Below are 14,016 nucleotides of genomic sequence, written 5' to 3' on the forward strand. Positions count from 1 at the left end.
GCAGAGGGGTCTTGGCTGGGAACAGCCGTTCTCGTCCCTGCGGTTTCTTCTCACAATGTTGCGGAATGGGCGCAGATTGGAGCATGGTAGGAGCAAGGCCGCTGAGTGTTCATCAGGTGACGGTCTGTTGATCACGCACGGTCGCGTGCGGGCGGCGTCCCCTCCCCCGTGGGGGACCCGCCCGCCTCCAAATCACTGTCCGCGAGCAGAGGCGCCGCGATGACCACATATGCCTTCCGCCAGGAACACCACAGCACAACGAGCACCACCACGAGGAAGCACACCCTCCCGGCCGTCGTCCGCGCGAGGCCGATAAGCCCGCAGGCCCGTGCCTTCGCCGCGCCGAACGGCGACTCGGCCGACTGGGACTCCGAGAAGCTGCGGATCTACATCGAGCTCGGGGGTGCGGCGTGATGATGACCGCTGTCCGACCGGCCGCGATCGGCCATCCCGGCTACAACGTCACCAAGGACGCCACTCCGGAAGTCGTGGAAGAGGTGCGGCGGCTCGCGCGGCAGGCGATGTGCGCATGGGGTCTGGGCGAGCAGGCGGAGACGGCTGCGTTGCTGATCTCCGAGTTCTTCACGAACGCCATCACCCACACCGGTAGTCGCAGGGTCCGGGTCATCGTCGCTCGGCCCGCGCCCAACTGGGTGCGGCTGGCGGTCGTCGACAAGGCACCTGGCCGTCTGCCCGAGTTGCGCCCCGTGGATGCTGAGACCGAGGCCGGCCGAGGCCTGCTCCTGGTGGACGCCCTCGCTGACCGCTGGGGTTGCGACCTGCTGGGCTCCCATCCGACGCGGGGTCCGTGGGGCAAGAGCTGCTGGGCTGAGGTGCACGTGGGCGGCGACCGATGAGCAACGGCCGGGCAAGTGGCGGGCAGCCGCGCTTAGCCGGCGCCCCGTCGCAGCCCCCGACTATCAGCGAACTCGCGACCAATGCTCTGCGGTACGGCTCCAGGCCGGACATCGCCCTCCGGTTTATCCTCCCGTCCGGCGTGCTCCTGATCCTGGTCAACGACGGCTATCCCCATGCTGCGCAAGTACGTCAACCGGAGCGGGACGAGGAAGGCGGCCGCGGCCTGCTGCTCGTCCCCGCCCTCGCCACCGACTGGGGCGATGGAGTGCCTGCAACGACCTGCTGGAGACAGCGGACGTCCTGCACGTGCTCGCCTGGTCCGGCCCGCCAGGCTGCCCTACCAGGAGAAGCCCGAAGGGTGAGGTCGTCCGGACCGTCGGCGTGCGTTATCTCGGGCTTAGACGTCGTTTCTTATGGCTGTCAGAGCGGCATGAGAGCCTCCGGTCATGAGCTACGACCTTGCTGTCTGGGAAGGCGAGAGGCCGGCAGATGACAAGACCGCCAGCCAGGTCTTCAGCGACCTGTACGACCGCTACATCGACGGCGGGGTGGAAGAGCCTCCGTCGCAATGCATAGCGGCCTACGTGGCCGTGCTACTTGAGCGGTGGTGTGACCTCACCCAGGACGAGGAGGACACTTCGCCCTGGTCGACCGGGCCGTTGATCGGCGAAGCCAGGGGTCCGCTGATCTACTTCCCCATGCGGTGGAGCATGGCCGAGGAGGCGTCGGCCTATGCGGCGGCCGTCGCGGAGTCCATGGGGCTGGTCTGCTTCGACGTGCAACAGAACCGGCTCAGGCCATGAGCGGGGTGGCCAAGCGGCGGTAGCCGATCAGGGTCGCTGCTATGCCGACGAAGGCAAGGAAGTGTTCGGCTTTGCGCTCGTAGCGGCGGTGGAGCCGGCGGCATCCGGCCAGCCAGGACACGGTTCTCTCCACGACCCAGCGGTGTCGGCCCAGCCGGTGTGAGGACTCGATGCCCTTACGTGCGATGCGATGGCGGATGCCGCGCTTGCGGAGCCATCGGCGCAGGTGGTCGTAGTCGTAGCCCTTGTCCGCGTGCAGTTTCGCCGGCCTCCGGCGCCGGGGCCCGCGACGGGACCGGATGGGCGGGATGCCCCGGACGAGCGGTTCCAGGCCCTGGCTGTCGTGCATGTTCGCGCCGGAGATGCCTAGGGACAGCGGCAGTCCGTTCCGGTCACAGATCAGGTGGATCTTCGATCCCGGCTTGCCGCGGTCAGTCGGATTCGGTCCCGTCAGTGGCCCCCTTTTGCCGCCCTCACGCTGACGGAGTCGATTGCGCACCTCGACCAGTCCAGCTCGCCACGGGCCCCGAGTTCGTCGAGGACGACACGGTGGATCTTCGCCCACACCCGGGCCGGCTCCACTGCGCGAAGCGCCGGTAGACCGTGGGCCAGGCGGGGCCGAACACCGGCGGCAACTGCCGCCACGTGCACCCCGACGTCGCTACGAAGATGATGGCAGCCAGAGCCTCACGGTCACCCGCCCGACGCCGACCACCGCCCTGCGGGCGTATCACCACCGTCGGCGGCACCACCCGCCGGAACAACACCCACAACTCGTCCGGCACCAACCGCTCAACCAGATCCGTCATGCACGGCTCAACGAAAGATCACGCCATAAGAAACGACGTCTAAGGGGCGTCCCGTAAAACAGGGACCCGGTAGGACGCCCGGCATCAGTTGGTACTGTTGTCCGTATTTGGGTGGCCTGGGTATTCAGCTGGCCCCAGATGTCAAGGAGGCCGGGCGGTGCAGTTCTGGCGGGATGCCGCCAGCGGCCGGAGCTGTCTCTGGCGACGTCGACCCCGACTTCCACGACCAGCGCGGGTCGGACGAGGGTGACGTGCAGGTTCTCGCGGGTCCCCCAACCGACAGAGAAGGTCCAGCCCGCCCATGGGTGTGCGCTGCCGGCCGGGGTGAGCATCTCGGCCACGGCTCGGCTCGCCGTCCGCGGGAGCGTGGTGCTGCGACCGATGAACCGCAGACGCCCAGCGTCGTCGTGCCGCCCGAGCAGCAGAGTTCGGGGAGCTGCTGGAGAGCCGGTGACCGCGCCGACGATGGCGTCCCAGGTGTTGCGGGGTTTGTATTTGCGCCACCCGCGCACGGACGGCTCGTAGACGCTGTCCAGCCGCTTGTAGACCACCCCCTCCACGCCGACCGCTGTCCAGCTGGTGAGCCATTCGCACACGATGGCCTCATCGGTGGTCGACGGGCACAGTGCCCAGGGTGCGGTGAGCCGGTGCTCGGCGAAAGAGGTTCTCGAGTCCCGCCCTGCGGCGCTGATATGGCCACCTGGTTGTGTCCGTGCCTGCTAGTCGGGAACGAGCCTGGCCACCGTGCGCCTCGCGCTGCTCAAGTACGGCTTCCCGCTGCGCACGGCCGTGTCTCAACCAGGCCGTCCGAGCAGGCGAGTCCGACGGTGGCCACACTCCTGATGCAACAGGAGTTCGCCGTACCCGGCCCACTCAGGAACAGGCGACGTGGACACGCTGCAGCCACGCCGCGATGTCTCACTCCGCGTCCGGGATGTGATGCGCCGTCTTGGTTCCGCCCTACCGAGATTCACTGCGGTAGAGCCCGAGTTCATCCCCGCCGCCCTTGACGGCTAACGCCGGTAGCCGTAACTTGACGCCCATGGCTAACGGCGTTAGCCGCGTTGATCATTTGCGACGTGAAAGGGCTGCAGTGAGCACTCCCCTAGGCGAAGCCGGGCGGCCCGTCATGGCCGACCGTGCGCGGCAGATCATGGCTGCGGCCCGGGAGCTGCTCGACGCTGAAGGGCCAGAGGCGTTGTCGATGCGACGCATTGCCGAGCGCGTCGGCATCCGGGCGCCTTCCTTGTACAAGCACTTTCCCGACAAGGCCGCTGTCGAGGCCGGCCTTCAGGCACAGGGGATGGTTCGCCTGGCGCAGGACATGGAGGCTGCTGTGGCCGAGATCGGCGACGATCCGCCCCTGCTGGTGCTCGCGAGCGCCTATCGGCAGCATGCGCTCGCCGGTCCGCATCTCTACCGCCTTACCCACACTCGGCCGCTCGCCCGCCCCGCGCTCCCCGAAGGGCTCGAAGACCGCGCGGCGATGCCCCTGGCCCGCGCGGTGCATGGCGACATCGATATCGCGCGGTCGTTCTGGGCGTTCGCCCACGGCATGGTGACACTCGAACTCGACGGCCGATTCCCGCCCGGCGCGGACCTGGACGCCGCATGGCGCACCGGCTGCGAGGCGTTCTCCGACCTACTCCAGAACAAGAATGGCGGCGATGCCCTGTGACGGCCATCGCCAAGCGTTCCGCTCCTGACCTCCCCCCTGCTCCTGCTATGGATCGCCGCACTCGGCACCACGCTCAGGCGCTGGCCCTGAATGCTCGCTCGACCGGGTGATGCGCGGACAACTGCCGCTCGGGATGCCCAGCGGTCACGGCTTCTGGACAAGGAGCTCCGGCAGGAAGCCGTCCGGTGCACGCCTGATGACCAATCTTTTCACCAAGCCTGCTACGGGGTGACCATGGATCTCGCCTACCTTCCCAGCCCATCGACCGGGGTACTGCACCTCGGCCCGCTGCCGTTGAGGGCCTACGCCTTCTGCATCATCCTCGGCGTGTTCGTGGCCGTCTGGCTCGGCAACCGGCGCTGGGTCGCACGGGGCGGGGACCGGGGCGTCATCGCCGACATCACCATCTGGGCCGTGCCGTTCGGCCTCATCGGCGGACGGCTGTACCACGTGGTCACCAGCCCCGACGCGTACTTCGGCAACCACGGCGAGCCAATCCGGGCTCTGTACATGTGGGAGGGCGGGCTCGGCATCTGGGGCGCCATCGCCCTGGGCGGCCTTGGCGCGTGGATCGGCTGCCGGCGCCGCCGCATCCCCCTTCCCGCCTTCGCGGACGCCATCGCCCCGGGCATCGCCTTGGCCCAGGCGATAGGCCGCTGGGGCAACTGGTTCAACCAGGAACTCTACGGCCGCCCCACCATGCTCCCTTGGGGCCTGGAGATCGACCGCGCACACCGCCCATCCGGAATGCTCGACATCGCCACGTATCACCCCACCTTCCTCTACGAGTCGCTCTGGGACATCGGCGTCGCCGCACTGGTCCTCTGGGCGGCCCGGCGGTTCGCACTCGGCCACGGCCGGGCCTTCGCCGTGTATGCCGCTGCCTACACGGCTGGCCGATTCTGGACGGAGTACCTGCGCATCGACGAGGCCCACACGTTCCTCGGCCTGCGCCTGAACGACTGGACCTCCGTCGTGGTCTTCCTCGGCGCGATCGCCTACCTCGTCGTATCGGCCCGCCGTCGCCCCGGAATCGAGGACGTGTCGCGGCCCCAGAGCGAGGGCGGAACGGAGAAGGGCGACAAGCCTCGTAAAACCATGCCGCCATCAAACGTCGACGCGTCCACCGACACCCCGGCCAGGGCGATTACCAATTGACAGTCTGAACGAACTCACTCCAGGAGAGCTACGCCCCAACCGTTCAGCGCCCCGTCCCAAGCTGGATCTCGGCCCCGTCTCCTCGCAAGGAGTGAACACATGACATCCCCAACGCGCCACACTGCTAACCGGAGTTCGGCATCGAACCTGGTCCGCGGCGCCTGGGCCCTGCTCGCTGTGTTTCTGCTGGCCTGGACTGTGCTCGAGATGGTCAACCACGGCGGCGGGACGATTCCGTTAGGCATATCGGGCTTCATCGCTCCCGACTTGACGCTGTTCGTCGGGCCGTCGGGGCCGCGCGAACCCGGGCAGCTCCCACGCGGCAAGGTGCTCGCCTACAACCTCGTCCACCGGCCGATCGTCCCATTTCTGGGGCTCATCGTTGTCCCCTTCCTGCCGGGCGACGGACCAGGTGCCAACGTCGGGCTGTTCACCTTCGCGCTCGGCTGGCTGCTGCACATCGCCTCGGATCGGGCGCTCGGCTACGGACTGCGCACTGCCGACGGCTGGCAGCGCTAAGCGCCGACCGAGCAGCTTCGCGGATACCCGGACGGGTCACGTCCGCCGAAGTGGTAAGGCAAGTCGGAAACGTTCCAGTCGTAACGTTTCTGGGCCTCCTCTTGCGAAGTGTTTCGACGTTCCTGCACTCGCGTTCGGAGCGGTCAGCGTGTCCACGAAGTGGCCTCGGAGTCCTAGCCCAGACACCAGCCGCAACGGTGTGAGGACCTGCCGGTGCCGTTGGGCATGTTCCGGTTGAAGACCGACCAGAAGGGGGCACCTCATGGGGTTCCGTGCCGTACACCAGCAGTGGGGGACGGTCTTCGCTCATCTTCCGGATCTCGGCTGTGGGCGAGCGTGGGCGGACATCTGGCAGGTGAGGCCCCCCGCGCCCTTGGTATGCGCCGAATGCCGGCACCGGGTCCGGGCGAAGGTCTCACCGACCGGGCTGCGATTCTTCGCCCATGCCCCGGGCGCTCCGGAATGTGCGGCCGCCGGAGAGTCGATGGCTCATCACCTACTCAAGCTGGAGCTTGCGGCGGCGGCCCGAGCCGCGGGCGCGCACTGCGAGATGGAGGTGCGTGGTCCCGAGGGAGTATGGCGGGCGGATGTCATGGCGAGCGATCCGGGTGGGAGCTGGCGGGTCGCTCTGGAAGCACAACTGTCGCCCATTACGCCGGACGCCATCGCGGCCCGCACAGAGCGGATGCGCGTGAACGACGTTCGGTCGGTGTGGTTCAGCGACCGGCTGCGGTCGCCGTGGCTGGGGGTGGTCCCCTCGGTGCGCCTGGTGACCGACGAGAGCGGCGGCCTAGCCGTAGCGGAGGGCTTGGCACGGTTCGCGGGGGGCTTTTGGGAGGCGGGCCCACGGGTGCCGCTGGCGGAGTTTCTGGGGTGGGTGTTCGCAGATCGCGTTGTTCATCACCACCGGATCGTGCAGCGCACGCGTCATACGCCGGACCCGTTGTTCAAGGTCTGGACAGCCCCACAGTATGTCCGAGCGGAGGCGGCCTACCGGGAGGAACGGGATCACGGGAAACAGGAACGGTGGGAGACAGGGTGGCATCATGCCGCTTCAGACCCCTTCAGGCCGGTCTTCGAGTAGTCCGGCTACCCGCGACCTACTTTGTGGCTGGTGTTTGGGTCAGGACTCCGAGGCCGAAGTGGTTCGGCCGAACCACTTCCCGCCGTACTCCCACTCGGGAGCGACGTGCCGACCGTAGGGGTGCGCGGGGGCAGGCAGCAGCGGGGAGGTACCGAGTGGGGGGCTGCGGGGCACGCCCCAGCCTGCGGCCCGACTTCGGTTCGCAGGGACCGAAGTGGCACCTGCCAGCCGTGACCGACATGCCTGACGCCTCCTCGGATATCTGTGAGGCACGTTCTTGAACAGGCACTTGCCTCACATGCCTGACGCTCGTTTCTCACCCCGAGATAATCGATGCCGGCGCCGCGCCGCGTGATGGCCTCCGAACAATCCAGCGCCGTGGCGACCGCCTGCAGTGGTTCCAGGAGCACGACACAGCGATCTACGCGGCCCGGCAGCAGCTTGTCCGCTCCGTGCCCGCCTGGGTCGACCGCTGGCTCGAGCGCTGTGGATCTCCTGCTGTGCGAGGTGCCGCCGCTGTGTCGCCCGACGTTGCTGTCGTGACGGGCGGAGGCGGGCGGTAGACCAATAAGAACGGTGCGTTCGTGGTGTACGCGCTGAGGCGCCAGCAGGTGCGGCGCCGATGGGGGAACAGCGCTTGAAGGCATCGCGCTGGTAGCCGGTGCGGTCCTCGTTGATGATGGGCAGCCTTCTAGGGCGTCGCGCACGGGCAGGGTGAGGGTCTGGTCCGGGTCGCTCTCGGCGGTGTAGTCCGGCCTCGGTACTGGTGGCTCGCCTATTCAACTGTCGCCAGTTCCCCGTGTAACGCGCCCTACCGGTGACCGTGTGTGGTCACCAAGATGATAATCCCCTGTATGGACCAGGGACTTGCGGCGTTACTGGGTGCAACGGTGGGCGTTGTCGGCACGGTTGCGGCGTCGGCGATCTCCAGTGCGTCGACTCGGCGGCAGTTGGAGGGGCAAGCCAGAGTCGAGCACTCCCAGTGGCGCAGACAACTGCGGCGAGACGCGTACAGCGCCTTCCTAGCCCCGGCCAACGAGTCTCGCAGCGCCCTGAAGATGGCTGCACGAGCGCTGGTTGGCGATGCCCCAGATTTGGGGGAAGCTGATCGGCGGCTCCACATCGCGCAAGATCAGTTGGTTCTGGTGCAGGCAGCTTGGGCCAGCCTCGCAGTCGAGGGACCCGAGTCAGTGGAGCATGCCGCCCACAGCGTCCACCTAGGGCTCCACTCGATGCATACGACGCTTCTCGCCTGGCGCGAATCCTCGGGTGCCCCGGATCGCAACGTCAACTTCGTGGAGCGTCACGCCGTCGACGTGACCACGGTCTCCGAGCGCCTTGGCAGATTCACGTCGGCAGCTCGTGGCGCCTTGGATGCCAGAGACCTTCCCTCAAGCAGGCGCAACTGAGGGTGCGGCGCTGACCGCGGCAGATAGTGGTGAGTTCGCGTAATCAACTGACGCCGGTTCCTCGAGGAGCCCAGCCCGCTGGCGACCTTTCGTGATCCCCTGGGGCGCCCCGGCCGCAGAGAGCAGGCCAGCCAGCGCGGTGACACTTGCCCGCATCGGCGGCGAGCCTGCCCCGCGTGCTACCCCCAGGCCTGGCGGCAGAGCCTGACAATGCCGGGCGCTGCCACACCGTCGGCCCGACTGCACAACTCGTGCATCTGGCCGGAGGGGGACTGCACGCGCGGCTGCGGACGAGCGGCAGCCTGCTGGACAGGCCGGCGTGGTGCCGAGCGGCGGGGGCGTGGGTGCGGCGGTACTCGGTGCTGCAGCGCGGGATGCGCGGGGAGCGGGACACCTCGGAGGCGTCCCGGTGTGCGGGCGCGCGCCAGGAACGGGCGCGCGTGGCTGGGGACGTTCGGCCGGGGCCGCGCGATGCGGCCGCTCAGGCTCGGTCCGCACGAGGGCTGAGTCCTGAGAGGCCGGCGCCGGTGAAGGCATAGATGGTCCCCGTGGGCCCGGCACGAGCGACCCGTAGGCGCCCTGAGGTCGATCGTCGAGCGGCGTGGGCCCGGGTGCCACGGTGGAGCAGCCGGTAACGGTCAGCAGGGCCAGGAGCAGGAAGGTCAGCGGGCGGTGAGGCACGCCTGCACTTTCCCGCACCGGCGGGCGGCGTAGGGCCTGTCTTCAAACGGATCTCGCCCAGAGCCGGAATGACGCCAAGCTGACCGCCGCGCATAGGAGGCCGGCGGGCAGTGCTCCCACTGGCGTGTCCCAGTCAGCGTCCTATGCGGGACACGCGGCTCTTCCGTCGGCTTTCGGCCAGTGAGCCTTTTCCAACCTGGCCTGCGCCGGTTCAGGCACACCGTCGCAGAGCTCATGCCTTTCTGAGGGTGATCGCCTGTGTGACAGCCGCGCCGACCACCAAGAAGCCTGCGGCGACGGCGAGCAGGACTCCCGTGGGCACCAGGGCGTCCGTAGAGTCCGAGGCGTTCTGCAGGTGGGTGAGCATGATGTTGACCGGGGAAACGCCTTTGCCCAGCAGCACGGCCAGTAGGAGCGCCAGGGCGAGGACGAGCGCGTAGCCCTGCCGTCGAAACACCAGCCGTGAGCAGACCAGTCCGATGGCTATGCCGGTGAAAGCGCAGGTGAGTTGGGCCTCGGCCCCCAGCGCCAGGTCCGCAAGGCCGGGTGTGTGGGTTCCGAACATCAGCGGTAGCACCAGACCGGCAGCCGTCAGCAGTAGGCACCACACGGCGGCCGCCCCGACCGTCGCGATCAGAACGCGTAGATGGCTGCCGATGCTGACGACGACGATCGAGCGGTGCGGCTGGTCCTCGAGACCGATCAGTGCCATGGTCAGCCAGATCGAGCACAGCAGCATGGCCCCGGCCACCGAGGCGTAGGTCGCGGTGAGCGGGCCAGCGTCGCTGCTGGTCAGCACGGCCACCAGACCAAGGAACAGCAGCAACGGCGCGAGGTAGCGCTGCGAGAGCAGCAGCACCGTGAACATGTAGCGGACCAGGGCGATCACGGGGCGGACCTCCTAACATCGAACCGGTGATCATGTTCAGCCACAGACCCGGTGAGGCCCGCCACCGACCACCTGTGCTGCAGCGCCGTCAGCAGTACGGCGTCCGAGTGCTCACGCGCCACCCGCAGGACTACCTCCCCGCCGCGCCGAGCGGAGTCCACCACACCCGGCAGCGCTGACCAGTTCACTTCCACCGGCATGACGCCGATGGGCGGCACCGTAAAAACCAACTTGACCATCGAGGCCCGGCCCCCGGCGTGCCGGCCGCCGTCCAAGGTGACCCGGCCGTCGCTGATGGCGTAGACGCCGCTGGCGTGCGTCTCGGTGATTGCCTCGCGGTGATCGGTGAAGACCACCGCCCCGCCCTGAGCGGCCGCTTCGTCGATGAACTCGGCGAGGACCCTGTGGGCCGAGGCGTCCAGACCTGACCAGGGCTCGTCAAGAACCAGCAGGTCGGGCCGGACGAGCAGGGCCTGGGCGAGCGCCACCTTCTGCGCGTTGCCCTTCGACAGCGTGCGCAGCGAAGCGTCCCGCTCGCTCACCAAGGACAGCCGCTCCAGCAGGTGACTGCCTCGGGTACGGGCGGCGGAGGCGGACAGGCCGCGGATACGCCCCATGTGGGTGAGGTAAGAGATCGCCGAGATGCGGTCGTGGGCGGTGAAGCGGTCCGGTACGTAACCGATGTGCGATGGTCGGCGCGACACGCTTCCGGAGGTGGGCTGGGACAGGCCGACGAGGATCCTCAGCAAGGTCGACTTCCCTGAACCGTTGCTGCCCACCACCGCGAGAACGTCACCGGCCGAGACCTTCATGTCCACGTCGCGGAGGATCCACCGTCCTCCTCCGCCGTAACGTTTGCCAACCGCCTCACAACGCAACAACTCATTCCTCCCTGTGGCCTACGCGCTGGCCCCTCCAGCCTGACGGGCGGGCCTGATGGTTAAGCTTGTCGACAGGGTCTACTCGCTCTCGCCCACCTCCGCAACGGGCCCACCTACGCCCAGCTCGCCTCTTCGAAGGGGCCCGCAGAAAACGGGAGGCCGGAGCGCGTTCCGCACGATCCGCCGGAGTCATTCACGGCCCGGGGAGCGGTGGCCCTGCCGCCGGAGGCGACGGCGGGCCGGACCAATCTGCTGGGCGATGTGCGTGACCTCGCGGTGGCCCTGCACCGTACGTCGGCGTATGTGGCCTCCGCCGATCGAATGCAGACCGTGGACCTGACCACCGGGAAGGTGGTGGCGGTGGCGCGCCCGCGCGCGGAGGCCCTGGGCGAGGATGATGATGCGACCGCGCCGCTCGTGTCGGCCGACGGCTCCCTGGTCGTGACACCGTTCGTCACCAGACAGCCCGGCGCTGGAACGCAGTCTCCCTCGATGGAACTCGAGGTCGTCGCCACCATGCCAGAGACAGGAAAGACCGCCTGGATCACATCGCTCAAAATCCCGCAAGCATGGGCACAACGGGACAACTCCACGCCCGAGGCTCACGCGGTCGGCTTCGCGGGCGGCAACGTCGTCGTGACTGTGTACACCGGCTACAACGCGGTGACGGCCGGTATCGACATCGCCACACACCAGGTGCGGTGGACAGCACAGAACATCCGGACGCGGGCCGTCACCGCCGAGGCCGCGGTAGGCGTCGACATTCTCGGCGGATTCGGCCCCGACCAACTGGTCGGGGCCGACCCAGCCACCGGCAAGGAGAAGTGGCGGACAGAAAAGAACATCGGTGACACCACCGTCGAATCTGCCGGCCCGTCCCTCGTCCGGGTGCGGGGCTACGCCGGTGACGGTGGCACGCGCTTCGACCAGCTCCTGAAGCCTGGCACCGGCAAAGTACAGGCGGACGTGCCCGAGGGTCTGGACAATTTGAGCTGCCCGTTCGACCAGGCCAAGACTCTTGTCTGTACGTCCCAGAATCGCCGAGGTCGCCACCCACGTCACCTCCGAGCTGCTGCAACGGCTCGCATCCCCCCGCCAGGCCATGCGTAACGACGGCACTCGCTTCACCGTCAACCGCGAGCCGCCAGGCGCAAGACACACGACGCTTGAGCGTCCTCACCCGCTGGATCGCCTCATGTGACAGGTGGCGCATCCTCGCAGGACGCGCCACCTGGTGGGCGCCGCGCTGGAACGCGGTGAACCCGAACCCTGTTTCATGGTGCAGCCATGGCGCCAGGGAGCCTCGGCGGCAGGTGCCGGAGGCGGCGTCGCAAGGACCATGACATCCCGGCTCCGCCAGGGCAATGGCACCTGGACGAAAATGCAACAAAAAAAGCAGTGCCCATCATCCCACCTGCAGTTTCCCCAGGTTCGGATTCTCACTCGGCCGCTCGTTCGCCACCTCGCGGTGATGAGGTCCTGGACGGCTGCGCACCAAAGGCTTCACCCAAGGGCCCCACTCATTGTGAGTGTTGGGCTACCGGTGAGAGGATCAGCCCTCGCCGACGGGCCGACCTGGAAGTCGCCGCCGGCTGAGCAAGGTGCAGCCAACTCTCCACGCTTGCATAAGGCGTGACACAAGACGGGCAGGTAGACATGCGTTCCATCCCCTTATGGCCGGTTCCCGGTCCACAACACCCGTACCACGGTCTCACCGCGGCAGAGGTGCGCCTCGTGATCGTGGTGATCGTCGTGACCGCAGCTCTCGCGGCCCTCGGCATGCCAGAAACGGGGGCCCTGGCGTTCGTCGGCGGAGCCCTGGGCATCGCTGCGCACTCCGTCAAGGCCATGCGCGTGCCACAGGTCCCGCCACCCGACGGCGTCTGAGTCTCTAGTGGGACGGCGTGAGAACGCCGTTGCCGCCGAAACCAAACAGGCCGAGGCGCTCGCGTTGTGGCTCCGCGCCCAACGCGAGCGCCGAGGACTCACCTATGCGGCAATGGCAACACTGACCGGTCACCAGTTCACTGCGTCAGCGCTTTCCCGTGGCGCCTCTGGCCGCGTCCCTTCCCTCCGCCTGGTGGTCGCCTTCGCGACCGCGTGCCACGCAGATCTCGACGAGGCGGTGCGCCTTTGGAAAGCCGCGCGCAGAGCGAAGGAGGAACGACGCCGCCAAACGGGATCCTCTCCGGAGTTCAGGGAGCTGGCTTCCTCGGTGCGCTCGGTCCTGACCCACCCCGCCGTCGTCGACACCTTCGGGAAGCTCCACGACGTCATGGTCGAGATGCGGGCCCGCCAAGGGCAGCCGTCTCTGGGCGAGTTGCAGACGCTGGCCGGACGCACCCCGGACGGACGCTACAGGCTGCCCAAGAGCAGTTTGAGCGTCATCCTTCGAGGCGAGGCAGTCCCCTCGCGAGGGCACCTCACGGCGTTCATGGAGTCCATGGGCCACCCCCCGGAGACCGTGCGTCGCTGGCAGCAGGTCTGGGACCGCATCTCCGAAGCCGAGAGGCCGCCAGCGACAGCCAAGAAGCCGGAGTTCTTGGTGGGTGCCCCTTGGCCGGACAGCCCGACCTGGTACGAAACCGCCACATACCCAATGCTCGGTCAGGAGGACCATTTCGATATTCTGCGCGGGCAGATCACTCTGAAGTTCCTCTATGACCCGAGCAGACAGCGGGGCCCCCGACAGGCCCGCCCAGTCGCAGGTACAACCCGTGCCGGGCTACCCATCAGGACACCCCGCCGCTATCGCGTCCTGCTCGGGGCTGCGCACAGTCCCACGATGGGGATCGTCACCCTGCAGTCCCGGGACACCCCAGCCTTGCTCCCTCCGTATGCGGGGAGCTCTCCTCCCATCATCTCGCCGACGCAAGTCGCGGCGAGCGGCATGCGACCAGCTCGGCCCGTTCGCTCAGCCGTATTGGGCAGTCTCGGCCGTGCGATCAAGCGCTCGCTGCCGAAGCGTTCACGCTCCGACCACACCCGCTGGCCGAACTTCTGAGGACCTGTCCACAGGGCTCCCGTGGCGTTCTGGTCGGTATGAGCGATCACAAGAAGCAGCCGGCCCCACATCGCGGCAAGGTCTTGGAGGCCCTCGCGCAGGCGGAGCGGAAGGTCTTCACCCGCCCCGCGCCGAAACCCGCGAAAGTACGGGTTAAATTCCTCCTCACGCGGGCGCAGGGTCGACCAAGGCCCTGGCAGAGCGCCTGGGCGTCTCGCGCCGCACGGTGGAGAGTGTTCACCA

12 protein-coding genes and 1 pseudogene are annotated in these 14,016 nt (G+C 67.9%); 10 read left to right on the forward strand and 3 right to left on the reverse strand.

From position 1 onward, the window contains the following. The first annotated feature begins 219 nt into the window (after positions 1-219). The 3 genes from AC0B9F_RS32210 (at position 220) to AC0B9F_RS32220 (ending at position 1,661) form a co-directional block, all read left to right on the forward strand. A complete protein-coding gene (locus AC0B9F_RS32210; RefSeq protein WP_472008512.1) occupies positions 220-414 on the forward strand; it encodes a hypothetical protein in 195 nt (64 codons plus the stop codon). Between the two features lie 2 nt (positions 415-416). Next, the gene (locus tag AC0B9F_RS32215) at positions 417-857 is read left to right on the forward strand and encodes an ATP-binding protein (RefSeq protein ID WP_472008514.1); all 441 of its coding nucleotides are present in this window, start codon (positions 417-419) and stop codon (positions 855-857) included. Positions 858-1,304: 447 nt separating this feature from the next. Next, on the forward strand, positions 1,305-1,661 hold the full coding sequence (locus tag AC0B9F_RS32220; protein ID WP_472008516.1) for a hypothetical protein: 357 nt from the start codon (positions 1,305-1,307) through the stop codon (positions 1,659-1,661). On the opposite strand, the pseudogene AC0B9F_RS32225 reads toward AC0B9F_RS32220, so the two are convergent. Then, a pseudogene (locus tag AC0B9F_RS32225) lies at positions 1,651-2,470 on the reverse strand (IS5 family transposase). The gene AC0B9F_RS32220 and the pseudogene AC0B9F_RS32225 sit on opposite strands and share 11 nt — an antisense overlap. Before the next feature lie 1,129 nt (positions 2,471-3,599). Here AC0B9F_RS32225 and AC0B9F_RS32230 point away from each other — a divergent pair. From AC0B9F_RS32230 to AC0B9F_RS32245, 4 genes are all read left to right on the forward strand, one after another. Next, a complete protein-coding gene (locus AC0B9F_RS32230; protein WP_472008518.1) occupies positions 3,600-4,148 on the forward strand; it encodes a TetR/AcrR family transcriptional regulator in 549 nt (182 codons plus the stop codon). Between the two features lie 234 nt (positions 4,149-4,382). Then, positions 4,383-5,306: a prolipoprotein diacylglyceryl transferase gene (gene lgt, locus AC0B9F_RS32235; protein ID WP_472008520.1), complete on the forward strand. Its 924-nt coding sequence runs from the start codon at positions 4,383-4,385 to the stop codon at positions 5,304-5,306. A 99-nt stretch (positions 5,307-5,405) separates the two neighbouring features. Beyond that, entirely contained in the window at positions 5,406-5,825 is a 420-nt protein-coding gene (locus AC0B9F_RS32240; RefSeq protein ID WP_472008522.1) for a DUF4260 family protein, read from the forward strand. A 484-nt stretch (positions 5,826-6,309) separates the two neighbouring features. Next, the gene (locus AC0B9F_RS32245) at positions 6,310-6,909 is read left to right on the forward strand and encodes a competence protein CoiA family protein (protein WP_472008524.1); all 600 of its coding nucleotides are present in this window, start codon (positions 6,310-6,312) and stop codon (positions 6,907-6,909) included. A gap of 2,322 nt (positions 6,910-9,231) precedes the next feature. Here AC0B9F_RS32245 and AC0B9F_RS32250 read toward each other — a convergent pair. Both AC0B9F_RS32250 and AC0B9F_RS32255 read right to left on the reverse strand, forming a co-directional pair. Further along, a complete protein-coding gene (locus AC0B9F_RS32250) occupies positions 9,232-9,888 on the reverse strand; it encodes a hypothetical protein (protein ID WP_472008526.1) in 657 nt (218 codons plus the stop codon). Further along, on the reverse strand, positions 9,885-10,706 hold the full coding sequence (locus AC0B9F_RS32255; protein ID WP_472008528.1) for an ATP-binding cassette domain-containing protein: 822 nt from the start codon (positions 10,704-10,706) through the stop codon (positions 9,885-9,887). Before AC0B9F_RS32255 ends, AC0B9F_RS32250 begins: the two co-directional genes overlap by 4 nt. 273 nt (positions 10,707-10,979) lie before the next feature. Between AC0B9F_RS32255 and AC0B9F_RS32260 the strand changes: the two genes are divergently transcribed. The 3 genes from AC0B9F_RS32260 (at position 10,980) to AC0B9F_RS32270 (ending at position 13,773) form a co-directional block, all read left to right on the forward strand. Continuing rightward, entirely contained in the window at positions 10,980-11,879 is a 900-nt protein-coding gene (locus tag AC0B9F_RS32260) for a PQQ-binding-like beta-propeller repeat protein (protein ID WP_472008530.1), read from the forward strand. A gap of 624 nt (positions 11,880-12,503) precedes the next feature. Further along, positions 12,504-12,656, forward strand: coding sequence for a hypothetical protein (locus AC0B9F_RS32265; protein WP_472008532.1), 153 nt, complete (start codon positions 12,504-12,506; stop codon positions 12,654-12,656). A gap of 7 nt (positions 12,657-12,663) precedes the next feature. Continuing rightward, complete coding sequence (locus AC0B9F_RS32270) at positions 12,664-13,773, forward strand: helix-turn-helix domain-containing protein (RefSeq protein ID WP_472008534.1); 1,110 nt, start codon at positions 12,664-12,666, stop codon at positions 13,771-13,773. Positions 13,774-14,016 lie beyond the last annotated feature (243 nt).

Source organism: Streptomyces sp. NPDC097129 (assembly GCF_055668065.1).

What these genes read in the sequence shown, in the direction of transcription:
- AC0B9F_RS32210 (WP_472008512.1), top strand. Translation starts at nt 220, where the DNA reads ATGACCACATATGCCTTCCGCCAGGAACACCACAGCACAACGAGCACC.
- AC0B9F_RS32215 (WP_472008514.1), top strand. Translation starts at nt 417, where the DNA reads ATGACCGCTGTCCGACCGGCCGCGATCGGCCATCCCGGCTACAACGTC.
- AC0B9F_RS32220 (WP_472008516.1), top strand. Translation starts at nt 1,305, where the DNA reads ATGAGCTACGACCTTGCTGTCTGGGAAGGCGAGAGGCCGGCAGATGAC.
- AC0B9F_RS32230 (WP_472008518.1), top strand. Translation starts at nt 3,600, where the DNA reads ATGGCCGACCGTGCGCGGCAGATCATGGCTGCGGCCCGGGAGCTGCTC.
- lgt (WP_472008520.1), top strand. Translation starts at nt 4,383, where the DNA reads ATGGATCTCGCCTACCTTCCCAGCCCATCGACCGGGGTACTGCACCTC.
- AC0B9F_RS32240 (WP_472008522.1), top strand. Translation starts at nt 5,406, where the DNA reads ATGACATCCCCAACGCGCCACACTGCTAACCGGAGTTCGGCATCGAAC.
- AC0B9F_RS32245 (WP_472008524.1), top strand. Translation starts at nt 6,310, where the DNA reads ATGGCTCATCACCTACTCAAGCTGGAGCTTGCGGCGGCGGCCCGAGCC.